This is a genomic window from Collinsella aerofaciens (assembly GCF_032584215.1).
Taxonomy (GTDB): domain Bacteria; phylum Actinomycetota; class Coriobacteriia; order Coriobacteriales; family Coriobacteriaceae; genus Collinsella.
On record NZ_JAWHPN010000095.1, the window covers coordinates 1 to 524 of the forward strand.

The 524-nt window shown below is 71.2% G+C and carries 1 pseudogene; it reads left to right on the forward strand.

Features of this window, described 5'->3' with window-relative positions:
* Positions 1-327, forward strand: a pseudogene (locus tag RX395_RS10320) (transposase); the annotation flags it as partial.
* Positions 328-524: the final 197 nt, after the last annotated feature.

The window sequence follows — 524 nt, forward strand, 5'->3', positions numbered from 1 at the left end:
CTGCTGGCGATGTACGGGTGCGGGCCCGTGAGCGCGGCCAAGCTCGCGGTCGCGGCCGGGGACAACCCGGGCAGGCTGCGCTCCGAGGCGTCGTTCGCGGCGATATGCGGGGCCTGCCCCATCCCCGCCTCGAGCGGCAAGACCGTGAGGCACAGGCTCAACAGGGGCGGCGACCGGCAGGCGAACAGCGCGCTGCACGAGATCGCGAGGCAGAGGGTCATGCGCGACCCCGAGACCGCCGAGTACGCCGAGAGGGCGAGGGCGCGGGGAAAGAGCGACAGGGAGGTCATGAGGTGCCTCAAGCGCTACGTGGCCAGGGAGGCGTACCGGGCGCTGATGCGCCCGCACGAGATCAGGAGGCCCGGGGACGCCTCGGAGCTCGTGGCGGCCAGGCGCGCGGCGAAGGTCAGCCAGGTGAGGGCGGCGTCCATACTGGGCACCAGCGAGAAGTACATCTCGATGCTGGAGAGGGGCCAAAGGGAGCTCAAGCCCATAAGGAGGGCCTACGAGGCATGGGTCGAGGC